Genomic DNA, 21285 nt, shown 5'->3' on the forward strand with positions numbered 1-21285 from the left:
TACGGAGATGGCCCGCTTTTTTGACGAGTCGTTGACGTTGTTAATGTTAAGATGAAGCATGAAGCCTGAAAAACTCTCCTGGGTCACGATTCCGCTGCTGATTTCGGTGGTGCTGAGTATCCTGGGGATGCTGAGCTTGCCTTTTATCGGCGTGCTCCTCAACATCGTCTTCGGCGCGGCCATCAACGATTCCTCGACTTCGGCATCAGATGCCCAGACGCTCGGCCTGGTGAGGTTTTTTACCGGCTCGACCTTGTGGATCATTTTCTTTTTCAGCCTGGCCTGGACGGTCTTTCAGTTCTTCACCTACCGTGCCGTGCAAGAGGGCAAGGGCTGGGCGCGCGTCGCTGCCATCGTGATCGCCATTCTGGGACTGCTGAACTTTCCCATCGGCACAGCGCTGGGCGTCTTTATGCTGGTCGGCGCATTTGATCCGGCCGTGCAGCAGTACGCCGGCCGCTGAGTCTGGGTTGTGTGCTGAAGGCAGGGTCAAGGGCCACCCGGCGAGGTGGCCTTTTTGATTGGCGACGCGCGGCGCGGCGAAACCTCCCTCTTGCCATTCTCGCACCAGTCCGCTACTCTATGAAGTCGGTGCGCTGAAAAGCGTTGGCGCAACGTGCCGTGTGGCTGGGCCGGAGTCAAAGACTTCCGCGCTATGGCCCCGGCGGGAATCAACCCAATGTGGACTTCATGTTCCACGGCAACCCGATCAAAGGGCTGCTTATGCATGTGGCCCACCACTTGGAGGAGTAAGAATATGGCAAAAGGAACGTTCGAGCGCACCAAGCCCCACGTCAACATCGGCACCATCGGTCACGTCGATCACGGCAAGACCACTTTGACGGCGGCCATCACCTACACCGCCGCCTCGATTGACGCCAGCATCGAGACCATGCGTTACGACCAGATCGACAAGGCCCCCGAGGAAAAGGCGCGCGGCATCACCATCAACACCGCCCACGTCGAGTACTCCACTGCCGCGCGTCACTACTCCCACGTCGACTGCCCTGGCCACGCCGACTACGTCAAGAACATGATCACCGGTGCCGCCCAGATGGACGGCGCGATTCTGGTCGTGTCGAGCGCTGACGGCCCCATGCCCCAGACCCGCGAGCACATCCTGCTCGCCAAGCAGGTCGGCGTGCCCCACATCGTCGTCTTCATGAACAAGGTCGACATGGTCGACGATGAGGAGCTCCTCGAGCTCGTCGAGATGGAAGTTCGCGAACTCCTCGCCAAGTACGACTTCCCCGGCGACGATGTGCCGGTCGTCAAGGGCAGCGCCCTGCGCGCCCTCGAAGCCCTGACCGCCACCCCCAAAATGGCGCGCGGCACCGACAAGTGGGTCGACAACGTCTGGGAGCTCCTCGACGCCGTCGATTCCTACATCCCCACCCCTGAGCGTGACACCGACAAGGCCTTCCTGATGCCGGTCGAGGACGTCTTCACCATCACCGGACGTGGCACGGTCGCCACTGGGCGCGTCGAGCGCGGCATCGTCAAGGTCCAGGACGACGTCGAGATCATCGGCCTGCGCGATCTGCGCAAGACCACCGTCACCGGCATCGAGATGCACCGCAAGTTGCTCGACTCCGGTATGGCCGGCGACAACGTGGGCGTGCTGCTGCGCGGCGTCGCCCGCGACGACGTGGAGCGCGGTCAGGTGCTGGCCAAGCCCGGGTCGATCAAGCCGCACACCAAGTTCGAGGCCAGCGTGTACGTGCTGAGCAAGGACGAGGGCGGGCGTCACTCGGCGTTCTTCGGCGGCTACCGTCCGCAGTTCTACTTCCGCACGACGGACGTGACGGGCGTGGTGGAACTGTCCGAGGGCGTGGAAATGGTGATGCCCGGCGATAACGTGACCTTTACCGTGGACCTGATCAAGCCGATTGCCATGGAAGAGGGCCTCAGATTCGCCATCCGCGAAGGTGGCCGCACCGTCGGCGCGGGCGTCGTCACCAAGATCGTGGAGTGAGTGAAATGGTAGCCCCCAAAATCCGTATCAAACTGCGTGGCTTTGACCACAAGGCGCTCGACCAGTCCGCCAGCAAGATCGTGGACACCGTGCGCCGCACCGGCGCGGACGTGACCGGCCCCGTGCCGCTTCCGACCCGCATTCGCCGCTTCTGCGTCTTGCGCTCGCCTTTTATTGACAAAGACAGCCAGGAGCACTTCGAGATCCGTACCCACAACCGCTTGGTGGATATCATGAACCCCACCAAGAAGACCATCGACTCGCTCATGACCCTCGATCTGCCCACTGGTGTGGACATCGAGATCAAGACAGTGGGTGGGCGCGCATGAGGAAGGGGATTCTCGGCACCAAAATCGGCATGACCCAGATCTGGAAGGGCGACCGCGCCGTTCCGGTGACGGTGGTCATGGCCGGTCCCTGCCCCGTCGTGCAGCGCAAGACGCTGTCCAATGACGGTTACGAGGCCGTTCAGGTGGGCTTCTCGCCCAAATCCGAAAAGCGCCTGACCCGTCCCCAGCTCGGCCACCTCAAGAAGGCGGGCCTGGGCGGTATGCGCTATCTGCGCGAGTTCCGCGACTTCATTCCTGAAGGCGACACCATCACGGTGGACATCTTCGGTGAGGGCGAGAAGATCGACGCTACCGGTATCAGCAAGGGGCGCGGCACCCAGGGCGTCATGCGCCGCTGGAACTTCTCCGGCGGTCCGGCCAGCCACGGCTCTAAGAAGTGGCACCGTCGTCCCGGCTCCATCGGCCAGCGCAAGACGCCAGGCCGCGTGTACAAGGGCAAGCGCATGGCTGGACACTGGGGCGTTGACCGCGTCACGGTCCAGAACCTGGAAGTCGTGGAAATTCGCGCCAGCGAGAACCTGATTCTCATCAAAGGTGCCATCCCCGGCATGACCGGCAGCCTCGTCGAGCTGCGTCAGGCCGTGAAGGGAGCGAAGTAATGGCTCAGATCAACGTGGTGGGCAACAACGCCCGCACCATTCAGTTGGAGTTGCCCAAAGCCAACCCCAACCTGCTGCACGAGGTCGTGACCTGGCAGCTTGCCAAGCGCCGCGCCGGAACGGCCAGCACCAAGACCCGTACCCAGGTCAGTGCGACCAGCAAGAAGATGTACAGCCAGAAAGGCACCGGTAACGCCCGTCACGGCGACCGTGGTGCGCCCAACTTCGTGGGCGGCGGCGTGGCCTTCGGTCCCAAGCCGCGCAGCTACGCCTACAGCCTGCCCAAGAAGGTCCGTCAGCTCGGTCTGGCGATGGCCCTGTCTGACCGCAGCGAGCAGGGCAAACTGCTGGCGGTTGACGGCTTTGGCCTCAGCGACCACAAAACCAAGGGCTTCGTGAGCTGGGCCAAGGACAACGGCATGGACGGCTCCGAGCGCGTGTTTCTGGTGACGGACGACGCTGTCGTGCGCCGCGCGGCGCGCAACCTGCCGTGGGTCACGGCGCTGCCAGTGGCAGGCCTCAACGTCTACGACATCCTGCGCCACGAGCGTCTGGTTATTGACGCCGCCGTGCTGGAACCCGCCAGAACGGACGTTCAGGAAGGTGAGCAGCAGTGAGCAGCATCTACGAAACCCTGCAAGTCCCGGTGATGAGCGAGAAAGCTTATGCGGGCATGGAAAAAGGTGTCTACACCTTCTGGGTCAAGCCCGGCTCCACCAAAACGGACGTTCGCAACGCGGTGCAGCAGGCGTTCGGCGTCAAGGTGGTCAAGGTCACGACCTTTAACGTCGAAGGCAAGGTCAAGCGGGTCGGTAAGTACACCGGCAACCGCAATGACCGCAAAAAAGCCATGGTCAAACTCGCCGATGGCCAGAAGATCGAGGCCCTCGAGGGTCTGGTTTAAGGAAGGTTGAAGCATGGCCGTTAAGAAGTACCGTCCCTATACCCCGTCGCGCCGTCATATGACGACCGCCGATTTTTCGGGGTTGACCAAGAAGAAGCCCGAGAAGAACCTCACCGAAGCGCTGCCGAAAACCGGCGGGCGCAACAACCACGGACGCATCACCAGCCGCTTTATTGGCGGCGGGCACAAGCGCGTATACCGCATCATCGATTTCAAGCGCCGGGGCAAGGCGGGCGTGAACGCGAAAGTCGCCTCCATCGAGTACGATCCCAACCGCAGCGCCCGCATCGCCCTGCTGCACTACCTCGACGGCGAGAAGCGCTACATCCTCGCGCCTGAGGGCCTCAGCGTGGGCATGACGGTGCAGACCGGCCCCGAGGCCGAACCCAAGGTCGGTAACGCCCTGCCGCTGCGCTTTATCCCGGTGGGCACGGTTGTTCACGGCGTGGAACTGACCCCCGGTCGAGGCGCGCAGCTCGCCCGCTCGGCAGGTACCAGCATCCAGCTTCAGGGCAAGGAAAGCGACTACGTGATCCTGCGCCTGCCCAGCGGTGAGCTGCGCCGCGTGCATACCGAGTGCTACGCCACCATCGGAGCTGTCGGCAACGCCGAGCACAAGAACATCAACCTCGGCAAGGCCGGACGCAGCCGCTGGCTGGGCAATAAACCGCACCAGCGAGGCAGCGCCATGAACCCGGTGGATCACCCACACGGCGGTGGCGAGGGCCGTACCGGAGCAGGCCGCCAGCCGGTCAGCCCCTGGGGCCAGCTTGCCAAGGGTCTCAAGACCCGGCGCAAGCGTAGGGTTTCGGACCGTTTCATCATCACCCGCCGTGGCGGGAAGTAAGGAGGGTAGGACATGCCCCGTAGCCTGAAGAAAGGGCCGTTCGTGGATGACCACCTCCTGAACAAGGTGGACGCCCAGAACGCCAAGAAAGAAAAGCGCTTGATCAAGACCTGGAGTCGGCGCTCGACCGTCGTGCCCGAGATGATCGGCCACACCATCGCTGTTTACAACGGCAAGCAGCATCTGCCGGTGTTCGTCAACGAACAGATGATCGGCCACAAACTTGGCGAATTCAGCCCGACCCGCAGCTACCGGGGTCACGGATCTGAAAAGTCTGCCAAAGGGAGCAAGAAGAAGTAATGCAGGCCAAAGCGATTGCACGCTACATCCGTATCAGCCCGCGCAAGGTTCGCCTTGTTGTGGACGTGATTCGCGGCAAGAACGTCCGTGACGCCGAAGACCTGCTGCGCTTCGTGCCCCGAGCGGCCAGCACCCCTGTGGACAAGGTGCTGAAAAGCGCCAAGGCCAACGCGGTCAACAATCACGACATGATCGAGGACCGTCTCTACGTGTCGCAGATCTTCGTGGACGTCGGGCCGACCCTCAAGCGCCTCATCCCGCGTGCCCGTGGCAGTGCCAACATCATCAAGAAGCGCACCAGCCACATCACCGTCATTCTGGAGGAGCGCGCCTAATGGGAAATAAAGTCAACCCGAACGGGTTTCGCCTCGGCATTACCAAGGGCTGGAACAGCCGCTGGTACGCCGGGAAGAAGACCTACAGCACCCTGGTCAGGGAAGACGAGATGATCCGTCAGCTCGTCAACAAGGAACTCAAGGCCGCTGGAATTGCCCGCATCGAGATTGAGCGCGCTGGCCAGCAGGTCAACGTGATCATCTCTGCGGCCAAACCCGGCATCGTGATCGGCAAGGGCGGCGAGAGCATCAAGCGCTTGCGCGGCCAGATCGAGCGCATGGTCAGTGCGGGTACGGTGGCGGTCAACGTCGCCGAGATTCCCAACCCCAACACCAGCGCGCCGCTGGTGGCCCTGCGGATCGCCGAGCAGATCGAGCGCCGCTTCGCCTTCCGCCGCGCCATGAAGCAGGCGGCCCAGCGCGTCATGGAATCCGGCGCGCGCGGCGTCAAGGTGGTCATGAGTGGCCGTCTGGGCGGAGCCGAGCAGGCCCGCACCGAGAAGGTGCTGGAAGGCCGCGTGCCGCTGCACACCCTGCGCGCCGATATCGACTACGGCACGGCCCTGGCGAAGACCTCCTACGGCATCATCGGCATCAAGGTGCTGGTGTTCAACGGCGAAGTCATCGGCGGCAAAACCGAAACCGTGGCCAAGCCCCCCCGCCAGGAGCGCGGCGAGCGCCGTCCCGAGGGCGGCGACCGCAACAACCGCCGCCGCCCCACCGCCCGTCGGCGGACCGGAGGTGAATGATGCTGCTTCCCAAGCGCACCAAATACCGTAAGCAGATGCGTGGCCGCATGCGCGGTGACGCCAAGGGCGGCGACTACGTGGCCTTCGGTGACTTCGGCCTGATCGCCATGGAACCGGCCTGGATTAAGAGCAACCAGATCGAGGCCTGCCGCATCGTGATGAGCCGTCACTTCCGGCGCGGCGGTAAGATCTACATCCGTATCTTCCCCGACAAGCCCGTGACCAAGAAGCCCGCCGAAACCCGAATGGGCAAAGGTAAGGGTGCTGTGGAGTTCTGGGTGAGCGTGGTCAAGCCAGGGCGCGTGATGTTCGAGGTTTCGGGCGTCACCGAGGATCAGGCCAAGGAAGCCTTCAGGCTCGCGGGGCACAAGCTCCCGATTCAGACCAAGATGGTCAAGCGCGAGGTTTACGATGAAGCTCAGTGAGTTGCGCGCCGTTGACGCGGCCAGCGTGGCCAAGGAAGTGGCCTCGCGCAAAGAAGAACTGATGAAGCTGCGTTTCCAGGGCGCGGTGGGCAACTTGGCCCAGCCGCACCGGGTCCGTCAGCTCCGCAAAGAAGTGGCGCAACTGCTCACCCTCCAGGGCGAGCGTCAGCGCCAGGCAGGTGACAAGTAAGATGGCCAGAAAGACCCTTCAGGGCACCGTCGTGAGCGACAAGGCTGACAAGACCGTCAGCGTCAAGGTCGAGCGAAGATTCGCCCACCCCCTTTACGGCAAAGTCGTGACCCGCAGCCACAAGTACGCGGCCCACGACGAGAACAACGACTACAAGACCGGCGACCGCGTGGAGATTCTGGCGGTGCGTCCCATCAGCAAGTCCAAAACCTGGAAGGTCACGCAGTTGCTCGAGCGCCCGCGCGGCATCGAGACCACCGCCGTTGAAACCGAAGGCGGCCAAGCATGATCATGCCCCAGTCCCGCCTCGACGTGGCGGACAACAGTGGCGCGCGCGAGATCATGTGCATCCGCGTGCTCAACAGCGGCATCGGCGGCAAGGGCCTGACCACCGGCGGCGGCGGCAACAAGCGCTACGCCCACGTCGGTGACATCATCGTGGCCTCCGTGAAAGACGCTGCCCCGCGCGGCACTGTCAAGAGCGGTGACGTGGTCAAGGCCGTGGTCGTCCGGACCAGCTTTGCCATCAAGCGTGCCGACGGTTCGGTCATCCGCTTTGACAAGAACGCTGCCGTGATCATCAACAACCAGGGTGAGCCGCGCGGCACCCGCGTCTTCGGGCCGGTGGCCCGCGAGTTGCGCGACCGCCGCTTCATGAAGATCATCTCGCTGGCCCCGGAGGTGCTGTGATGCCGCAGGGTAAATTCAGCGCCCCCAAGCCCGGCAAGCACCACAACAACAAGTTGCACGTCAAGAAGGGCGACACCGTGATCGTCAACCGGGGCAAGCACAAGGGTGCAACCGGCACCGTGCTGTTTGCCAGCCCGGAAGACCAGAAGATCGTCGTCGAGGGCGTCAACATCGTCAAGAAGCACGTCAAGCCCACGCCCGGTAACACGGCGGGCGGCATTGACGAGCGCGAAGGGGCCATGCATGCTTCCAAGGTGCAGCTCGTTGACCCTGAGACCGGCAAGGCCACCCGCATCCGCAAAACCATCGTGGACGGCAAGAAAGTCCGCGTGGGCGCGCAGAGCGGCAAAACCATCGACTGAAGTTCTGGGGCGCGCCGAGCGCGCGTCCTGGGCGACCCGTCCGCCCGAAGAAGGAAGATATGCAGCAGCTCAAGCAAAAATACAATGACGAAGTGCGCCCGGCGCTGGTGCAGCAATTCAGCTACAGCTCGGTGATGGCCGCGCCGCGCATCGAGAAGATTGTGGTCAACGAGGGTCTGGGGTCGGCCAAAGAAGACAGCAAGGCGATCGACAAGGCCGCCAAAGAGTTGGGCCTGATCACCCTGCAAAAGCCGATCATCACCAAGGCCAAGAAGAGCATCTCCAACTTCAAGCTGCGTGCCGGAATGCCGGTGGGCATCAAGGTGACGCTGCGCGGCGACCGCATGTACGTCTTCCTGGAAAAGCTGATCAACATCGGTCTGCCGCGTATCCGCGACTTCCGTGGGGTCAATCCCAACGCCTTCGATGGACGCGGTAACTACAACCTCGGCATCAAAGAGCAGCTCATCTTTCCGGAAATCACCTACGACATGGTCGACAAGACGCGCGGCATGGACATCACCATCGTGACAACGGCCCGCAACGATGAGGAAGGTCGGGCGCTGCTGGCTGGCATGGGCCTTCCTTTCCGCAAGTAATTCCAGTACAATTTCTAGTTGCGCGTGGACTTTGCGTCTGCGCGCATGCTTGCTGAGGCCACATTGCCCAGCGGGCAAGGAGACAAGAGCATGGCGAAGACGAGTAAAATTGTCAAGCAAAAGCAGCGTGAAGCGGTGGTCGCCAAGTACGCCGACAAGCGCCAGGCGATGAAGGATGCGGGCGACTACTACGGCCTCTCGCAGCTCCCGCGTGATGCCAGCCCTACCAGGCTGCACAACCGCTGCGAATTCACGGGCCGCCCGCGCGGCTACATCCGCTTTTTTGGCGTCAGCCGCATCGTGCTGCGCGAAATGGCCAGCCGGGGCGAGTTGCCCGGCGTCCGCAAAGCGAGCTGGTAAACACCTCACCGGATACGAACCGCTCGTTTGAGTGGTGATCGTCTGGTCAGAGAGGTCCCTTCCCAAGACGAGAATGCCGCCTGCCCTCACGGGTTCAATGTTTTTGGCGGCCCCTCAGTGGGTTTCATTGTGCAGTACTCAGACAGAGTGCTGACACCAAGTCCGGGGAACCCCCAGGTTCCCGGAGGAATAATGCTGAGTGATCCCATCGCTGATATGCTCACGCGCATTCGCAACGCGACGCGCACCTTCAAAGAGACCGTGGACATCCCGGCCTCCAAATTTAAAGAGCAACTCGCTCACCTTCTCGTAAAAGAGGGTTTCGTCACTGCTGTCGAGCGTGTGCGCGACGAGGGCATGAGGTTCGACGTGTTGCGCGTGACCCTGCGCTACGGCCACAAGCGTGAGCAGGTCATCAAGCACATCGAACGCATCAGCCGCCCTGGTCGGCGCGCTTATGTGAGCCACGAGAACCTGCCGCGCATTCAGCGTGGTCTGGGTCTGGCTGTCGTGTCCACCAGCAAAGGCTTGCTGGCGGACCGCGACGCGCGCAAGGAAGGCGTGGGCGGCGAAGTCGTCTGCGTCCTCTGGTAAGGAGGGCTGTATGTCCCGTATCGGTAGACAACCCATCGCTGTGCCGAGTGGCGTAAGCGCCAGCATCGCTGACAGCATATTCAAGGTCAAAGGCCCCAGAGGCGAACTGACAGTTCCCTTCAACCGTGACCTGACGGTCAAGCAGGACGGCGACCAGATCGTCGTGACCCGCCCGGATGATCGTCAGGATCACCGCTCGCTGCACGGCCTGACCCGCACCCTGGTTGCCAATGCTGTCAAGGGCGTGTCCGACGGCTTCGTCATCAACCTGGAGCTGCGCGGCGTCGGTTACCGTGCCAAGCTGACCGGTAAGAATCTGGAAATGACCATCGGCTACAGCCACCCGGTCATCATCGAGCCGCCCGCTGGCGTGAGTTTCACGGTGCCGGAACCCACCAAGATTGACGTGTCGGGCATCGACAAGCAGCTCGTCGGTCAAGTCGCCGCCAACGTCCGCAGAGTCCGCAAGCCCGACGCCTATCACGGCAAGGGTGTGCGCTTCCTCGGTCAGAAAATCGCCCTCAAGGCCGGTAAGGCCGGAGCCACGGGCGGAAAGGGTAAGAAATGAGCACGGCCAACGAAACCAACACCCGCCGCAAGCTGCGCAACCGCCGCAAGGTGCGCGTCGCCGCTGCGCCCGAGCGTCCGCGCTTGAGCGTCTACCGTTCTAGCAAATACATCTACGCCCAACTGATTGACGATGTCACCGGCACCACCATCGCGCAGGCCGGGGGCAAGTCACTCAAGGAAGGCAACAAAACCGAGTCTGCCGCCGCTGTCGGTAAGGCGCTGGCCGTCGCTGCCACCGAGAAGGGCGTCAAGGCGGTCGTGTTCGACCGTGGCCAGTACCGCTACCACGGACGCGTGAAGGCGCTCGCAGACGCGGCGCGGGAGGGTGGCCTTGACTTTTAATCGCAGAAACGACCGCAACAACAGCGAGAACAGCGAGTTCGAAGAAAAGCTGATCAACGTCAACCGCACCGCCAAAACCTACCAGGGTGGACGGCGTTTCCGCTTCGCCGCGCTGGTCATCCTGGGTGACCGCAACGGCCGGGTGGGCATGGGCATCGGTAAGGCCAAGGAAGTGCCGGTGGCGATTGAGAAAGCCAAATCGGTGGCCCGCAAGAACATGATCACCGTGCCGGTTGAGAACGGCACCATTCCGCACGAGATCGTGGGCGTCAGCACCGCCAGCCGGGTGCTTCTCAAGCCCGCCAGTGCGGGTACCGGCGTCATCGCGGGCACCGTGCCGCGTTCGATTGCTGAACTGGCCGGAATCACCAACCTGCTGAGCAAAGAGATCGGCAGCCGCAACCAGATCAACGTGGCTTACGCCGTGTTCGACGGGTTCAAGAACCTGCGGACGGCCAAGCAGGTCCGTGCGCTGCGCGGCGCGCCTGCTGCGGCTCCGGCGGCCACGACCCCGATGGTTCCGGTGGCCCCAGAAGGAGCGCCTCAATGAAAATTACCCTCAAGCGCAGCGTGATCGGGCGTCCCCAGTATCAGGTGGACACCGTGAAAGCGCTGGGCCTCAAGAAAATCGGCGACAGCCGTGAAGTCTCCGAGAGTGCAGCGGTTCGCGGCATGGTCAAGACAGTGCAGCATCTGTTGGAGGTGGAAGCGTGAAACTGAGCGATCTGTTTCCGTCCCCCGGTTCGCGTAAGACCCGCAAGCGGGTGGGACGCGGCCCCGGCGGCACCGACAAGACGGCCGGGCGCGGTCACAAGGGCCAGAAGTCGCGCTCCGGCGCGGGCAAGGGCCAGTTCTTCGAGGGTGGCCGCAGCACCCTGATCTCGCGGCTGCCCAAGCGCGGGTTCAACAATGTCGGCATCACCTACGAGATCGTCAACCTTGCCCAGCTCGACGCACTGGAGGGTGACAGCTTTGACCGTGCCGGGCTGGAAGCGGCCGGACTGGTTCGCCGTAAGGGCAGCCCCGTCAAGCTGCTGGCACGCGGCACGGTCAGCCGGGCCGTGACCCTGCACGTGGACGCTGCCAGCGAGAGCGCCGTCAAGGCCATTGAGGCAGCGGGCGGTAAGGTTGTGCTGGCCGAGCCGAAACCCGCCCATTCCGTCGAGTACAAGCCCCGCTGATGCTGCGCGCCTTCCGCGACGCCTTCCGTATTCCGGACTTGCAGCGGAAGATCGTTTTCACGCTGCTGCTGCTGGCGGTGTACCGCCTGGGTAATGTCATTCCCACGCCCGGCGTGAACGTCGCCAGCCTCTCGCAGAACTCAAACCCGCTGCTCGGCCTTATCGGGATGATCTCGGGCGGCAACCTCTCGCAGTTTTCGATCTTTGCGTTGGGGGTGCTGCCCTATATCACCGCCAGCATTGTGATTCAGTTGCTGACGACCACCCTCCCGGCCCTGGAAAAACTCTCGAAAGAGGGTGAAGAGGGCCGCAAGAAGATCAACCAGTACACCCGCTACGCTGCGATTGCGCTCGGCGCGGTGCAGGCCACCGTCTTCTCGCTGTTCGTCAGCAGCAACCCGGCCAACATCGCGGTGGGCTGGACGCCGGGGCTGTTTACCCTGCTGGTGATGGTGCTGACCCAGGTGGCAGGGGTCGCCTTCGCCATGTGGATCGGTGAGCGTATCACCGAGGTCGGCATCGGTAACGGCATTTCGCTGATCATCACGGCAGGCATCATCGCCCGCTATCCCACCGAAATCGGCGCGACGGCCACACTATTCCGGCAGGGTAACCTCAGCGTGCTGAGCATCCTGGCCTTCGTGGCAATGGTGCTGGTAGTCATCGTGGGCATCGTCTACGTGTACCAGGCCGAGCGCCGAGTTCCAGTGCAGTATGCGCGTGCGCGCGGCGGTGCTCCCAGTTCGTCGGGCCGCAACTACAGCGGTCAGGCCACGTACCTGCCGATCAAGCTCAACCAAGCGGGCGTCATTCCGGTGATCTTCGCCTCGGCCATGCTGATCTTGCCCAACCTGCTTGAACAGGCCACCGCCAAGCGTGCGCCGGGCGTCTCGGCCTTCATTCAGCAGTATCTGGCGGCAGGCGGGGCGTGGTACACCGGACTGGAAGTGGTGCTGATCATCGGCTTTACCTTCCTCTACAACAGCGTGCAATTTGATCCCAAGCGGATCGCTGAGCAACTGCGTGAGGCGGGCGGCTTCATTCCGGGGGTGCGGCCCGGTACACCGACGGCGGGCTTTCTCGGCACCATCAGCACCCGCATTTCGCTGTGGGGCGCGCTGTTTCTGGCCGTCCTGGTGATCTTGCCGCAACTGATGGAGCGCTGGACCGGTGTGACCACCTTCCAGTTCTCCGGCACCGGCCTTCTCATCATCGTGGGTGTGGGCTTGGAGACCCTCAAGCAACTCGAAGCGCAGCTTACCGTGCGGCGTTACGACGGCTTCATCAGCAAGGGCCGCATTCGCGGACGCCTCTGATTGCCGGGGTTCTTCTGAACCGTTTCACCCTGACAGGGCGCACCTCACCGTGCGCCTTCTTCCGTATCTGTATGTTGCCTTTACTTTGGCTGGACAAGCAGGCTGGCCCGGTTCAACCGTCGAGCAATCTTCACCCTGAAGCCGGGAAAGGACAGGTATGACCCACAACAGAGCACCACACCGTGAAAGCAACCAAGTGGTGATTTTTCTCGGCCCGCCTGGCGCGGGCAAGGGGACCCAGGCCGAGCGACTGGCCGCCGAGCATGGCCTCATTAAAATCAGCACCGGCGATATTCTGCGCGATCATGTGGCGCGCGGCACCGAACTCGGGCAGCAGGTCGCGCCGATTCTGGAGTCGGGCAAGCTGGTGCCGGACGATCTTCTTATCGCCCTGATCCGTGACCAGCTCTCCAAGAGGGAAACGGTGCGGGTAATTTTCGACGGCTTTCCGCGCACCACTGCCCAGGCCCAGGAACTCGAAATGTTGCTTGAGCAACTCGGTGCGCCCATCAGCGCTGTGCCGCTGCTTGAAGTCCCGGACGACGTGCTGATCGCCCGCATCGTGGAGCGCGGCAAGTCTTCAGGCCGCAACGACGACAATGAGCAGGTGGCGCGTCACCGCCAGGAAATCTACCGTCAGCAGACCCAGCCCCTGATCGATTATTACGCTGCACGCGGTCACCTCAGGCCCATCAACGGGGTCGGCAGCATGGACGAGGTCTACCAGCGCTTGCAGCGGGTCATCTCCTGAGTATTCAGCTCTGCCTGGCGGCAAGTGGCCCGAGTGTGACGCCGCGCCTCTTGCCTGACAGTCAGCCGCATGCTAGCTTTACGTTTGGCTTGTTCCAAGCCTGGAGGGTTCGTGGCGAGAAGAAGAGCACCAGACGGGCGTGAATCCAAACGCAAGAAGGAGGACGCCGATACCGTCCGCGCCGAGGGCGTGGTCGAGGAAGCGTTGCCCAACACCACCTTCCGCGTGAAGCTGGACACCGGGCATGACCTCCTGGCGTATATCAGCGGCAAGATGCGAATTCACTACATTCGTATTCTGCCCGGAGACCGCGTGGTTCTGGAGATCTCGCCCTACGACACTTCGCGCGGGCGCATCGTTTACCGCCGCTAACCGGCTGAATGCTGTCAAAGTACCGCGCGGGTTTGCCTGAACGTCCGTTCGGGGCAGCCCAACCCAGATTCCCCACGCCAGAAGGGCGTTTTGGGGGGTCGAGCGTCGGCCACGTTGCCCAACCACCTGCCAAAGAGAGGCGGGGCAGCCAGGCGGCGCGAGGAGGAAGGACATGAAGGTTCGCAGCAGTGTCAAGAAAATGTGCGACAAATGCAAAGTCATTCGTCGCCACGGGCGCGTTGTCGTGATTTGCGAGAACGTGAAGCACAAGCAGAGGCAGGGTTAATGGCCCGTATCGCTGGCGTTGACTTGCCGCGCGAGAAGCGCATCCAGATCGGCCTGCGCTACATCTACGGCATTGGGCCGACCCGCGCCGATCAGGTGCTGGCCGTGACCGGGGTCAGCCCCGATACCCGCGTCAAGAATCTGACCGAGGCTGAAACCACCAAACTGCGTGAAGCCATCGAGAAGGTCTACAAAGTTGAGGGCGATCTCCGCAGCGAGGTCGGGCAGAACATCAAGCGCCTGATGGACATCGGCGCGTACCGTGGTCTGCGTCACCGCCGTGGCCTGCCGGTGCGTGGTCAGCGCACCAAGACCAACGCCCGCACCCGCAAGGGGCCGCGTAAGACTGTGGCTGGCAAGAAAAAGGCCGCGAGGAAATAAATCATGGCCAAGACCACCAAGAGAGCGCCCCGCGCCAAGCGCCGCAATATCAGCGCTGGACGGGCCTATATCCACGCCAGCTACAACAACACCATCGTCACCATCACCGACGTCGAGGGCAACTCTGTGGCCTGGTCATCGGGCGGCACCATCGGCTATAAAGGCAGCAAGAAGGGCACGCCCTACGCGGCCCAGCTCGCCGCTGCCGACGCTGTGAAAAAAGCCCAGGGCTTCGGCATGAATATCGTCGACGTCGTGGTGCGCGGCTCCGGCTCTGGCCGTGAGCAGGCCATCCGCGCCATCCAGGCGTCGGGCATCGAAGTGAAGTCCATCATGGACGACACCCCCGTGCCGCACAACGGCTGCCGTCCCAAGAAAAAGCACCGCGCCTAAGCTGTTCTTAATTCACCGCTGCGTTCTGGCCCGTCAAGCCCTGTGCTTTTTTGAGACTCGCCCTATTTGACAGAAACCGGCATCCGCGCCACGCGGAGACGGTGTCCAGAGCGCCGCTTTTTGGGTCGCCCGGCGAGAGCCTGGCTTGACCATCACCCTGAGGAGAAAAATGGGTCGTTTCCGTGGTTCCATCACCAAACAAAGCCGCCGCGAGGGCATCAACCTTGCGGAAACCGAGAAAGTCCAGAAGTACCTGGACAAGCGCCCCTACGCGCCCGGCCAGCACGGCCAGCGCCGCAAGGGCCGTCCCAGCGACTACAGCGTGCGTCTGCGTGAAAAGCAGAAGCTCTCGCGCCTGTACGGCATGGGCGAAAAGCAGTTCCGTAACCTCTTTGAAGAAGCTTCCAACGTGCCCGGCGTGACCGGCACGGTGTTCCTGCAACTGCTGGAGCGCCGCCTCGATAATGTGGTGTTCCGGATGGGCTTTGCCAGCACCCGCCGTCAGGCCCGGCAGTTCGTCGGTCACGGGCACATTTTTGTCAACGGTAAGAAGGTGGATATCGCCTCGTACCGGGTCAAAATCGGCGATCAGGTCAGCATCGGCGAGAAAAGCCGCCAGATGGGCTTCATTCTGGAGAACATGGAGGCCCTCAAGCGCCGCCGTGTCAGCCCCTGGATCGAGATGAATCCGGAGACGTTTACTGGCGTGTTTTCGCGCCTTCCGGCCCGCGAGGATCTGGCACTGCCGATCAACGAAAACTTCATCATCGAATACTACTCGCGGTAACGGAGGTTCTGCGTGGATCAAAAGCGTCCCCAGCTCAAGGCCCGCGTCGACGGCGACTACGGCGAATTTACCCTGGAACCGCTGCGGCGGGGCTACGGCGTCACGGTGGGCAACCCCCTGCGCCGCATCCTGCTCTCGAGCATTCCCGGCAGCGCCGTCACCAGCGTCTACATCGAGGATGTGCTGCACGAATTCAGCACCATTCCCGGCGTCAAAGAAGACGTCATTCGTATCATTCTCAACCTCAAGGAGCTGGTGGTGCGTTTTCACGCCCCCGGCCCCAAGACGCTTACCCTGCGTGCCCAGGGCGAGGGAGCGGTCAAAGCCAGCGCCTTTGAAGTGCCTTCCGACGCCGAGATCGTCAACCCCGATCTGGTGATCGCCACCCTCGCCGAGGACGGCAAACTGGTGATGGAGGTGCGCGTCGAGGAGGGCGAGGGCTACGTGCCCGCCGACAAGCACTCCACCAAAGACCGCATCAACTCCATTCCGGTGGACGCGATGTTCACCCCGGTTCGCCGGGTGGCCTACCACGTCGAGAATACCCGCGTGGGTCAGCAGACCGATCTGGACCGGCTGATTCTGCGGGTCTGGACTGACGGCTCGACCAGCCCCCAGGACGCCCTGGATAAGGCTGTGGACATTCTGCGCGACGAACTGATGGTGTTCGGCAATGTGGAGACGGTGCAGGCCGAGGCCGCTCCCATGCCGGTGCTGGTTCCCGCTCAGGCGATCAGCAGCCCGGTGTACGATCCGGCCCCCACCCAGGTGGCCTCGATTGGCCTGGGCGACTACGCGCTGGGCAACGAAGTCAGCAGCCCCCGCGTGACCCTGGAAGGGCTGGGCCTCACCACCCGCGTGCTGCATTCCCTCAAGGAAGAAGGCATCGACTCGGTGGACGCCCTGTGCGCTTTATCGGACCGCGACCTGAAAAAGGTGCCGGGCATCGGTGAGCGTAGCTTGGACGAGATCAAGCAGCAACTGGCCCAGTTCGGGCTGGCCCTCAAAGACTGAACCTGACTGGCCTGCCCATAAACCGGAGCGGGCCATGTCTGCTACCAAAGGAGAACCAATATGCGTCACGGACGTAGTGGGCGCAAGCTCAACCGCAACAGCTCCGCCCGCACCGCGCTGGCCCGCGCCCAGGCCACCGCCCTGCTGCGCGAGGGCCGCATTCAGACCACCGTCGCCAAGGCCAAAGAGCTGCGGCCTTACGTGGAAAAGATCATCACCACGGCCAAGGCCGGTGGCCTCCATGCCCGCCGTCTGTGCGCCGAGGACATTCAGGACAACGCCGTGCTGCGTAAGCTGATGGACGAGGTGGCCCCCAAGTACGCCGAGCGTCCCGGTGGCTACACCCGCATCCTGAAAGTCGGCGTGCGCCGGGGCGATTCGGCCCCGCTGGCCCTGATCGAACTGGTGTAAGCCAGGCGAACGCAAAAGCCCCTGCCGGTTGGTGGGGGCTTTTTGCGTTCGGGCCGACTAACAAGCATTCTCATTTCTACCCGGTCTGCACCTTTCATCTCCCTCCTCATGCTTTCCCTGTACCCTAGCTGTATGCGCTTTCTCGTCATCGAAGATGAACCCGACATCCGCCGTCCCTTATCGGCCAGTCTGCGTGAGGCGGGCTACGCGGTGGACGAGGCAGGCAGCGCTGAGGAAGCCCAAGCGCTGGCCCGCAGCTTTCCTTACGACGCCCTGATGGTGGACGTGGGCCTGCCGGAAGGGCCGGTCAGCGGCTTTGATCTGGTGCGGGGCCTGCGCGCCGAGGGCATCAAAGCCCCGGTGCTCTACCTCACCGCCCGCGACGCTGTGGAAGACCGCATCGAGGGACTGGACGCGGGCGGCGACGATTACCTGGTCAAGCCGTTTCATCTGGGTGAGGTGCAGGCGCGGCTGCGTGCCCTGGCCCGCCGCAGCCGCGCCGAGGTGCAGAGCACGCTGACCTGGCGCAACCTCAAGTTCGACTGGACCGCCAGGGCGGTGTACCGGGGCGGCGAACGGGTGGCGCTGACGGCCAAGGAGTTCGCACTGATCGAGGTGCTGTCCTCGCATCCAGGCCGGGTGTATACCCGTGAGGAACTGATTGACCGGGTCTGGGACGGACGCTTCGACGCCGAGTCCAACGTCGTGGAAACCTACGTCCGCAATTTGCGGCGCAAGCTCGGCGACGACGTGGTCAAAACCCTGCGTGGCCTGGGCTACAGCTTTCCTGAAGGCGAGTAACCTTTACGCGGGCGGGTCAGCCCTTAGACTCAGGCATGTCGTTGCGCCTGCGCCTGACCCTGCTGACGGCGGGCGTGATTTTTCTGGCACTGGCGGCCTTCGGTGGGCTGGCTGGGGTGCTGCTGTGGCGCATTGAGCTGAGTAGCATCGCCCGCCAGATCACGGCCCAGGCCGACGCCCTGAGCGCGGTGGCCCGCCGCTCGCCGGGTGCGCTGCCCGATACCGCCGACGATCTGCTGGAGCGCGACGGCATCACGGCGGTGGGCCGGGTCTACGAGGACGGGGTGCTGATCTGGGCCGGGGGTGCGGTGGCCTCGGGCGTTCTCGATCCCGACTTCCTGATAGGCCGCCAGCCCGAGCGCCTCAGCCGGACCCAGGGGTACATGGTCGCCAGTCGGCGCTTTGGGAGCGGGCCGGATCAGGTGGTGGTGCAGGTGGGGCGCAGCCTGCTGCCGCTGGAGGAACTGCTCGCCCGCTATCTCCTGATCGCGGTGCTGGTTCTGCTGCTGCTCTCGGCGCTGGCAGGTGCGGTGGCGGCGTTGGCGGTGCGCCGGGCACTCAGGCCGCTGGACCGGCTGGTGCGGCGGGTCCAGCACCTCGGCACGCCCGAGCCGGTGCCGGGCATTAATGAGCGCAGCGAAGTCGGCGCGCTGGCCCGAGCGCTCGACGCCAGCCTGGCCGAGCTGCGGGCCGAGCGGCGGCGCGAAACACTGTTCGTGGCCAGCGCCTCGCACGAACTCCGCACCCCCGTGACCGCCATGCTGGCCGACTTGCAGCACACCCTGGCCCGCGAGCGCTCACCGCAGGACGTGCTGGCGGCCCTGCACCGCACCGAGAAGACGGCCGGGAGGTTGCGCCAGCTCACTGGCAACCTGATGAGCCTCACGCGGGCGCAGCACGTGGGCGAGCGCCAGGCTGCCGACCTGCTTGACCTGGCTGGGGAAGCGGTGGATCTGCTGCAACCGCTGGCGCTGAAGCGCGACATTGATCTGTGGCTCGACGGGGCCTCCACGCCTGCCCAGGTGGACAGCTCACTCTTTGCCGGGGTGCTGGAAAACCTGATCGGCAACGCCCTCAAATTCTCCCCGGCAGGCGGACAGGTCAACGTGCGGGTTTCGCCCCTGCACGGCGGCGCACTGCTCACAGTGGAAGACAGCGGCCCCGGTTTTCCGCCTGGCCCGCTGACCGAGGCGTTCGTGCGCGGTGTGCCCGGCAGCGGCAGCAGCGGCCCCGAGGGCTTTGGCCTGGGGCTGGCGGTGGTGCGGCAGGTGGTTGAGGCGCACGGCGGCAGCCTGGACCTCGGTGCGCGCCCCGGCGGCGGCGCGCGGGTGCAGGTGACCCTGCCGCCCACCCCTGGTGCGCTGCCCGCGCGTGAAACCGAGCACTTGGTGGACGTCTAGTGTTCAAGCCCATGCTGTCGGCCCGACTGACCGCCTTTCCATTTCATCTGCTGTTGAGCGCCCGCCCTCATCTTGAGCAGCGGAGGTTCCACCCATGAAAAAACCTGTTCTGGCCGTCCTGGCCGCCGCTTTACTGTTGATGCCCGTTTCCGCTTACGCCAAGAAGGCCACCATGCCTGCCGCCACCCCAGCGACCACGACCACCATGCCAGCGTCCAAGATGGCCAAGGTCAACGTCAACACGGCCACTGCCGCTGAACTGATGAAGATCCCCGGCGTGAATGCCAAGATCGCCGCCGAGATCATCAAGAACCGGCCCTACAAGAACAGTGCCGAGCTGGTCAAGAAAGTCAAGGGCATCGGGCCGAAGAACGTCATGAAAATGATGCCGATGCTGAGCTTCTGAATTAGGTTTCTCAGAAGCGCTGGCCTCAACCCGAGACGGGTGAGGCCAGCGCTTTTGTCAGCGTTGGGCCGAAGAACCTGTGCCGGGCTGGCGAAGCTGTCAACGGGCTGGCCCCTTCAGTCTTGGAGTCATCTTCCAATTTCAAGGCCAGAGGCGGCTTATGCTCCGCCCATGACTGCTTCCGCCCCCGCGCCAGACCGCGCCCGCACGCTCGCCGTCGCGGGCCTTCTTCTGGGCATTACCCTGGCCGCTTTAGAGAGCAGCGTGATCGCCACCGCCATGCCCACGGTGATCCGCGAACTCGGCGGCCAGCACCTCTACGCCCTGCCGTTTGCCGTGTACCTGCTGACCAGTACCATCACCAGCCCGCTGTGGGGCCGGGCCAGCGATCTACTGGGGCGCAAGCGGCTGTACCTGGCCGGCGTGATCATCTTCTTGCTGGGCAGCATGATCTCCGGTGCGGCGAGCAGCATGGCGGTGCTGATCGCCGCCCGCGCCCTGCAAGGCGTTGGGGCGGGGGCGGTGCAGACCCTGACCTTTACCCTGGTCGGCGAGATGTTCACACTGGAGCAGCGTGCCCGCGTGCAGGGATTTTTCAGCGGTGTCTGGGGCATCGCCGGGCTGGTGGGGCCGCTGGTGGGCGGACTCATCGTGGACCACGCTTCGTGGCGCTGGGTCTTTTACCTCAACCTGCCGTTCGGCATTCCGGCGCTGCTGATGGCGCTGCGCTACCTCCCCAACACCCGCCCGGCCAGGCAGGGCCGCGTCCAGATCGACTGGCTGGGGGCGCTGCTGTTCACACTCGGCAGCGGCCTGCTGATCTGGGCACTGGAATTCAAGCTGTGGGCGGTGGTGGTGCTGAGTGTGGGCGTGCTGGGCGGCGCGCTGTGGGTGGAATCCCGTCATCCCGCACCGCTGCTGCCGATGCGAAACCTGCGCGCAGTGCTGCCGCGCGTGGGCGTGGTGGGCAATCTGCTGGCGGGCGCGGCGTATTTCGGCACCATCGCTTACCTGCCGCTTTTCGCGCAGGGGGTCAGTGGGCAGGGAGCCACCGCCGCCGGGGTCATCCTGACGCCGATGCTGCTGGGCTGGACCGGCACCAGCATCCTGGCCGCCCGGCTGATCAGCCGCGTGGGCACCACCCGGCTCACCCTGTGGGGCTTCAACATTCTGGTGGTGGCCTTCGTGCTGTTTGCCATACTGGCACATGCGCCGCTGTGGGCCATCAGCGCGGTGGGCTTCTTGGCGGGCAGCGGCATGGGCTTTGCCATGTTCACCCTGCTCATTGCCGTGCAGCAGGCCAGCAGCAGGGCCGATCTGGGGGCCATCACCAGCGCCATTCTGTTCTCGCGACAGATGGGCGGGGCCATCGGTACAGCGCTAATGGGCAGCCTGATCGGCGAGGCGGCCATTTCATCGGGCGGCGCGGCGCTGGCGAGCGGTCTCCAGCGTGCCTTCGTGCTGGCGCTGGTACTGGTGGCGGTGGCCTGGACCCTGGCCCAGACGCTGCGCCGCGAGCCGCTGCCGACCCCGGCGGCTCTCCAGAGCGCGGACTGAGTGCCGACCCGTTTCTGCGCCTGGCCTTAATCTGCCCCC

Annotated in this window: 36 protein-coding genes; all 36 read left to right on the plus strand. The window is 63.7% G+C overall.

Annotated elements, in window-relative coordinates:
- Positions 1–58: 58 nt before the first annotated feature.
- The 36 genes from N0D28_RS03090 (at position 59) to N0D28_RS03265 (ending at position 21246) form a co-directional block, all read left to right on the plus strand.
- A complete protein-coding gene (locus N0D28_RS03090; protein WP_260560931.1) occupies positions 59–463 on the plus strand; it encodes a hypothetical protein in 405 nt (134 codons plus the stop codon).
- A gap of 294 nt (positions 464–757) precedes the next feature.
- On the plus strand, positions 758–1975 hold the full coding sequence (gene tuf / locus N0D28_RS03095) for an elongation factor Tu (protein ID WP_260560932.1): 1218 nt from the start codon (positions 758–760) through the stop codon (positions 1973–1975).
- A 5-nt stretch (positions 1976–1980) separates the two neighbouring features.
- Entirely contained in the window at positions 1981–2304 is a 324-nt protein-coding gene (gene rpsJ / locus N0D28_RS03100; protein WP_109824828.1) for a 30S ribosomal protein S10, read from the plus strand.
- Positions 2301–2924 carry a 50S ribosomal protein L3 gene (gene rplC, locus N0D28_RS03105; protein WP_260560933.1) on the plus strand — a complete coding sequence of 208 codons (624 nt, stop codon included), beginning with the start codon at positions 2301–2303 and terminating at the stop codon, positions 2922–2924. The genes rpsJ and rplC overlap by 4 nt, the downstream gene beginning before the upstream one ends.
- On the plus strand, positions 2924–3541 hold the full coding sequence (gene rplD, locus N0D28_RS03110) for a 50S ribosomal protein L4 (protein ID WP_260560934.1): 618 nt from the start codon (positions 2924–2926) through the stop codon (positions 3539–3541). The genes rplC and rplD overlap by 1 nt, the downstream gene beginning before the upstream one ends.
- Before the next feature lie 32 nt (positions 3542–3573).
- Positions 3574–3828: a 50S ribosomal protein L23 gene (gene rplW / locus N0D28_RS03115; RefSeq protein ID WP_260561826.1), complete on the plus strand. Its 255-nt coding sequence runs from the start codon at positions 3574–3576 to the stop codon at positions 3826–3828.
- Positions 3829–3841: 13 nt separating this feature from the next.
- A complete protein-coding gene (rplB, locus tag N0D28_RS03120) occupies positions 3842–4675 on the plus strand; it encodes a 50S ribosomal protein L2 (RefSeq protein ID WP_260560935.1) in 834 nt (277 codons plus the stop codon).
- A 12-nt stretch (positions 4676–4687) separates the two neighbouring features.
- Positions 4688–4975, plus strand: coding sequence for a 30S ribosomal protein S19 (gene rpsS, locus N0D28_RS03125; protein WP_161883367.1), 288 nt, complete (start codon positions 4688–4690; stop codon positions 4973–4975).
- Positions 4975–5310 (plus strand): 50S ribosomal protein L22, encoded by a 336-nt coding sequence (gene rplV, locus N0D28_RS03130; RefSeq protein WP_260560936.1) that lies wholly within the window; start codon positions 4975–4977, stop codon positions 5308–5310. Before rpsS ends, rplV begins: the two co-directional genes overlap by 1 nt.
- Complete coding sequence (gene rpsC, locus N0D28_RS03135) at positions 5310–6059, plus strand: 30S ribosomal protein S3 (protein WP_260560937.1); 750 nt, start codon at positions 5310–5312, stop codon at positions 6057–6059. The genes rplV and rpsC overlap by 1 nt, the downstream gene beginning before the upstream one ends.
- Positions 6059–6484, plus strand: a complete 426-nt coding sequence (gene rplP, locus N0D28_RS03140; protein ID WP_260561827.1) for a 50S ribosomal protein L16 — start codon at positions 6059–6061, stop codon at positions 6482–6484. Before rpsC ends, rplP begins: the two co-directional genes overlap by 1 nt.
- Positions 6471–6674, plus strand: a complete 204-nt coding sequence (gene rpmC / locus N0D28_RS03145; RefSeq protein WP_260560938.1) for a 50S ribosomal protein L29 — start codon at positions 6471–6473, stop codon at positions 6672–6674. Before rplP ends, rpmC begins: the two co-directional genes overlap by 14 nt.
- Position 6675: 1 nt before the next feature.
- Positions 6676–6963 carry a 30S ribosomal protein S17 gene (gene rpsQ, locus N0D28_RS03150; RefSeq protein ID WP_260560939.1) on the plus strand — a complete coding sequence of 96 codons (288 nt, stop codon included), beginning with the start codon at positions 6676–6678 and terminating at the stop codon, positions 6961–6963.
- Positions 6960–7364: a 50S ribosomal protein L14 gene (gene rplN, locus N0D28_RS03155; RefSeq protein WP_109824845.1), complete on the plus strand. Its 405-nt coding sequence runs from the start codon at positions 6960–6962 to the stop codon at positions 7362–7364. The genes rpsQ and rplN overlap by 4 nt, the downstream gene beginning before the upstream one ends.
- The gene (rplX, locus tag N0D28_RS03160) at positions 7364–7726 is read left to right on the plus strand and encodes a 50S ribosomal protein L24 (protein WP_344983815.1); all 363 of its coding nucleotides are present in this window, start codon (positions 7364–7366) and stop codon (positions 7724–7726) included. Before rplN ends, rplX begins: the two co-directional genes overlap by 1 nt.
- 59 nt (positions 7727–7785) lie before the next feature.
- Positions 7786–8325 carry a 50S ribosomal protein L5 gene (rplE, locus tag N0D28_RS03165; RefSeq protein WP_260560940.1) on the plus strand — a complete coding sequence of 180 codons (540 nt, stop codon included), beginning with the start codon at positions 7786–7788 and terminating at the stop codon, positions 8323–8325.
- Positions 8326–8415: 90 nt separating this feature from the next.
- A complete protein-coding gene (rpsN, locus tag N0D28_RS03170) occupies positions 8416–8685 on the plus strand; it encodes a 30S ribosomal protein S14 (RefSeq protein ID WP_260560941.1) in 270 nt (89 codons plus the stop codon).
- Positions 8686–8877: 192 nt separating this feature from the next.
- Positions 8878–9279, plus strand: a complete 402-nt coding sequence (rpsH, locus tag N0D28_RS03175) for a 30S ribosomal protein S8 (protein WP_260560942.1) — start codon at positions 8878–8880, stop codon at positions 9277–9279.
- 10 nt (positions 9280–9289) lie between these two features.
- Positions 9290–9847: a 50S ribosomal protein L6 gene (gene rplF, locus N0D28_RS03180; protein WP_260560943.1), complete on the plus strand. Its 558-nt coding sequence runs from the start codon at positions 9290–9292 to the stop codon at positions 9845–9847.
- Positions 9844–10191: a 50S ribosomal protein L18 gene (gene rplR / locus N0D28_RS03185; RefSeq protein ID WP_260560944.1), complete on the plus strand. Its 348-nt coding sequence runs from the start codon at positions 9844–9846 to the stop codon at positions 10189–10191. Before rplF ends, rplR begins: the two co-directional genes overlap by 4 nt.
- Positions 10181–10741, plus strand: a complete 561-nt coding sequence (rpsE, locus tag N0D28_RS03190) for a 30S ribosomal protein S5 (RefSeq protein ID WP_260560945.1) — start codon at positions 10181–10183, stop codon at positions 10739–10741. Before rplR ends, rpsE begins: the two co-directional genes overlap by 11 nt.
- On the plus strand, positions 10738–10905 hold the full coding sequence (rpmD, locus tag N0D28_RS03195) for a 50S ribosomal protein L30 (RefSeq protein ID WP_161883354.1): 168 nt from the start codon (positions 10738–10740) through the stop codon (positions 10903–10905). The genes rpsE and rpmD overlap by 4 nt, the downstream gene beginning before the upstream one ends.
- On the plus strand, positions 10902–11372 hold the full coding sequence (gene rplO / locus N0D28_RS03200; RefSeq protein ID WP_260560946.1) for a 50S ribosomal protein L15: 471 nt from the start codon (positions 10902–10904) through the stop codon (positions 11370–11372). The genes rpmD and rplO overlap by 4 nt, the downstream gene beginning before the upstream one ends.
- The gene (gene secY / locus N0D28_RS03205; protein ID WP_260560947.1) at positions 11372–12688 is read left to right on the plus strand and encodes a preprotein translocase subunit SecY; all 1317 of its coding nucleotides are present in this window, start codon (positions 11372–11374) and stop codon (positions 12686–12688) included. The genes rplO and secY overlap by 1 nt, the downstream gene beginning before the upstream one ends.
- A gap of 157 nt (positions 12689–12845) precedes the next feature.
- Positions 12846–13439, plus strand: coding sequence for an adenylate kinase (locus N0D28_RS03210; RefSeq protein WP_260560948.1), 594 nt, complete (start codon positions 12846–12848; stop codon positions 13437–13439).
- A 69-nt stretch (positions 13440–13508) separates the two neighbouring features.
- A complete protein-coding gene (infA, locus tag N0D28_RS03215; RefSeq protein WP_260560949.1) occupies positions 13509–13811 on the plus strand; it encodes a translation initiation factor IF-1 in 303 nt (100 codons plus the stop codon).
- Positions 13812–13983: 172 nt separating this feature from the next.
- Positions 13984–14097, plus strand: a complete 114-nt coding sequence (gene rpmJ, locus N0D28_RS03220; RefSeq protein ID WP_109824866.1) for a 50S ribosomal protein L36 — start codon at positions 13984–13986, stop codon at positions 14095–14097.
- A complete protein-coding gene (gene rpsM, locus N0D28_RS03225) occupies positions 14097–14477 on the plus strand; it encodes a 30S ribosomal protein S13 (protein WP_260560950.1) in 381 nt (126 codons plus the stop codon). The genes rpmJ and rpsM overlap by 1 nt, the downstream gene beginning before the upstream one ends.
- A gap of 3 nt (positions 14478–14480) precedes the next feature.
- Positions 14481–14870 (plus strand): 30S ribosomal protein S11, encoded by a 390-nt coding sequence (rpsK, locus tag N0D28_RS03230; protein ID WP_124869575.1) that lies wholly within the window; start codon positions 14481–14483, stop codon positions 14868–14870.
- Positions 14871–15039: 169 nt separating this feature from the next.
- A complete protein-coding gene (gene rpsD / locus N0D28_RS03235) occupies positions 15040–15657 on the plus strand; it encodes a 30S ribosomal protein S4 (RefSeq protein WP_260560951.1) in 618 nt (205 codons plus the stop codon).
- Between the two features lie 12 nt (positions 15658–15669).
- Positions 15670–16671 (plus strand): DNA-directed RNA polymerase subunit alpha, encoded by a 1002-nt coding sequence (locus N0D28_RS03240; RefSeq protein WP_260560952.1) that lies wholly within the window; start codon positions 15670–15672, stop codon positions 16669–16671.
- 60 nt (positions 16672–16731) lie between these two features.
- Positions 16732–17082 (plus strand): 50S ribosomal protein L17, encoded by a 351-nt coding sequence (gene rplQ / locus N0D28_RS03245; RefSeq protein ID WP_260560953.1) that lies wholly within the window; start codon positions 16732–16734, stop codon positions 17080–17082.
- Between the two features lie 132 nt (positions 17083–17214).
- Positions 17215–17883: a response regulator transcription factor gene (locus N0D28_RS03250; protein ID WP_260560954.1), complete on the plus strand. Its 669-nt coding sequence runs from the start codon at positions 17215–17217 to the stop codon at positions 17881–17883.
- Positions 17884–17918: 35 nt separating this feature from the next.
- Entirely contained in the window at positions 17919–19283 is a 1365-nt protein-coding gene (locus N0D28_RS03255) for a sensor histidine kinase (protein ID WP_260560955.1), read from the plus strand.
- Positions 19284–19377: 94 nt separating this feature from the next.
- Positions 19378–19689, plus strand: a complete 312-nt coding sequence (locus tag N0D28_RS03260) for a ComEA family DNA-binding protein (protein WP_260560956.1) — start codon at positions 19378–19380, stop codon at positions 19687–19689.
- 171 nt (positions 19690–19860) lie between these two features.
- A complete protein-coding gene (locus N0D28_RS03265) occupies positions 19861–21246 on the plus strand; it encodes an MDR family MFS transporter (RefSeq protein WP_260560957.1) in 1386 nt (461 codons plus the stop codon).
- The last annotated feature ends 39 nt before the right edge of the window (positions 21247–21285 follow it).

Source organism: Deinococcus rubellus (genome assembly GCF_025244745.1).
In the GTDB taxonomy this organism is placed as follows: Bacteria; Deinococcota; Deinococci; order Deinococcales; family Deinococcaceae; genus Deinococcus; species Deinococcus rubellus.

Coding starts and splice junctions, on each gene's coding strand:
- N0D28_RS03090 (WP_260560931.1), top strand. CDS start 59: ATGAAGCCTGAAAAACTCTCCTGGGTCACGATTCCGCTGCTGATTTCG.
- tuf (WP_260560932.1), top strand. CDS start 758: ATGGCAAAAGGAACGTTCGAGCGCACCAAGCCCCACGTCAACATCGGC.
- rpsJ (WP_109824828.1), top strand. CDS start 1,981: ATGGTAGCCCCCAAAATCCGTATCAAACTGCGTGGCTTTGACCACAAG.
- rplC (WP_260560933.1), top strand. CDS start 2,301: ATGAGGAAGGGGATTCTCGGCACCAAAATCGGCATGACCCAGATCTGG.
- rplD (WP_260560934.1), top strand. CDS start 2,924: ATGGCTCAGATCAACGTGGTGGGCAACAACGCCCGCACCATTCAGTTG.
- rplW (WP_260561826.1), top strand. CDS start 3,574: ATGAGCGAGAAAGCTTATGCGGGCATGGAAAAAGGTGTCTACACCTTC.
- rplB (WP_260560935.1), top strand. CDS start 3,842: ATGGCCGTTAAGAAGTACCGTCCCTATACCCCGTCGCGCCGTCATATG.
- rpsS (WP_161883367.1), top strand. CDS start 4,688: ATGCCCCGTAGCCTGAAGAAAGGGCCGTTCGTGGATGACCACCTCCTG.
- rplV (WP_260560936.1), top strand. CDS start 4,975: ATGCAGGCCAAAGCGATTGCACGCTACATCCGTATCAGCCCGCGCAAG.
- rpsC (WP_260560937.1), top strand. CDS start 5,310: ATGGGAAATAAAGTCAACCCGAACGGGTTTCGCCTCGGCATTACCAAG.
- rplP (WP_260561827.1), top strand. CDS start 6,059: ATGCTGCTTCCCAAGCGCACCAAATACCGTAAGCAGATGCGTGGCCGC.
- rpmC (WP_260560938.1), top strand. CDS start 6,471: ATGAAGCTCAGTGAGTTGCGCGCCGTTGACGCGGCCAGCGTGGCCAAG.
- rpsQ (WP_260560939.1), top strand. CDS start 6,676: ATGGCCAGAAAGACCCTTCAGGGCACCGTCGTGAGCGACAAGGCTGAC.
- rplN (WP_109824845.1), top strand. CDS start 6,960: ATGATCATGCCCCAGTCCCGCCTCGACGTGGCGGACAACAGTGGCGCG.
- rplX (WP_344983815.1), top strand. CDS start 7,364: ATGCCGCAGGGTAAATTCAGCGCCCCCAAGCCCGGCAAGCACCACAAC.
- rplE (WP_260560940.1), top strand. CDS start 7,786: ATGCAGCAGCTCAAGCAAAAATACAATGACGAAGTGCGCCCGGCGCTG.
- rpsN (WP_260560941.1), top strand. CDS start 8,416: ATGGCGAAGACGAGTAAAATTGTCAAGCAAAAGCAGCGTGAAGCGGTG.
- rpsH (WP_260560942.1), top strand. CDS start 8,878: ATGCTGAGTGATCCCATCGCTGATATGCTCACGCGCATTCGCAACGCG.
- rplF (WP_260560943.1), top strand. CDS start 9,290: ATGTCCCGTATCGGTAGACAACCCATCGCTGTGCCGAGTGGCGTAAGC.
- rplR (WP_260560944.1), top strand. CDS start 9,844: ATGAGCACGGCCAACGAAACCAACACCCGCCGCAAGCTGCGCAACCGC.
- rpmD (WP_161883354.1), top strand. CDS start 10,738: ATGAAAATTACCCTCAAGCGCAGCGTGATCGGGCGTCCCCAGTATCAG.
- secY (WP_260560947.1), top strand. CDS start 11,372: ATGCTGCGCGCCTTCCGCGACGCCTTCCGTATTCCGGACTTGCAGCGG.
- N0D28_RS03210 (WP_260560948.1), top strand. CDS start 12,846: ATGACCCACAACAGAGCACCACACCGTGAAAGCAACCAAGTGGTGATT.
- infA (WP_260560949.1), top strand. CDS start 13,509: ATGCTAGCTTTACGTTTGGCTTGTTCCAAGCCTGGAGGGTTCGTGGCG.
- rpmJ (WP_109824866.1), top strand. CDS start 13,984: ATGAAGGTTCGCAGCAGTGTCAAGAAAATGTGCGACAAATGCAAAGTC.
- rpsM (WP_260560950.1), top strand. CDS start 14,097: ATGGCCCGTATCGCTGGCGTTGACTTGCCGCGCGAGAAGCGCATCCAG.
- rpsK (WP_124869575.1), top strand. CDS start 14,481: ATGGCCAAGACCACCAAGAGAGCGCCCCGCGCCAAGCGCCGCAATATC.
- rpsD (WP_260560951.1), top strand. CDS start 15,040: ATGGGTCGTTTCCGTGGTTCCATCACCAAACAAAGCCGCCGCGAGGGC.
- rplQ (WP_260560953.1), top strand. CDS start 16,732: ATGCGTCACGGACGTAGTGGGCGCAAGCTCAACCGCAACAGCTCCGCC.
- N0D28_RS03250 (WP_260560954.1), top strand. CDS start 17,215: ATGCGCTTTCTCGTCATCGAAGATGAACCCGACATCCGCCGTCCCTTA.
- N0D28_RS03255 (WP_260560955.1), top strand. CDS start 17,919: ATGTCGTTGCGCCTGCGCCTGACCCTGCTGACGGCGGGCGTGATTTTT.
- N0D28_RS03260 (WP_260560956.1), top strand. CDS start 19,378: ATGAAAAAACCTGTTCTGGCCGTCCTGGCCGCCGCTTTACTGTTGATG.
- N0D28_RS03265 (WP_260560957.1), top strand. CDS start 19,861: ATGACTGCTTCCGCCCCCGCGCCAGACCGCGCCCGCACGCTCGCCGTC.